Genomic DNA, 200 nt, shown 5'->3' on the forward strand with positions numbered 1-200 from the left:
CTTAGCTCAGTAGGTAGAGCAACTGACTTGTAATCAGTAGGTCACCAGTTCGATTCCGGTAGTCGGCACCATTTATTCCTTACTTCGGTAAGAAGAAGCATTGAGCTTAACTGCTCTGGCTTGTGCCTCGATAGCTCAGTCGGTAGAGCAGAGGATTGAAAATCCTCGTGTCGGTGGTTCGATTCCGCCTCGAGGCACCA

The 200-nt window shown here is 49.5% G+C and carries 1 tRNA gene; it reads left to right on the plus strand.

What is annotated here, in order from left to right:
* The first annotated feature begins 124 nt into the window (after positions 1-124).
* Positions 125-200 (plus strand) — tRNA-Phe (locus tag R2X38_RS26755).

Source organism: Photobacterium rosenbergii (genome assembly GCF_033022775.1).
Taxonomy (GTDB): domain Bacteria; phylum Pseudomonadota; class Gammaproteobacteria; order Enterobacterales; family Vibrionaceae; genus Photobacterium; species Photobacterium rosenbergii_A.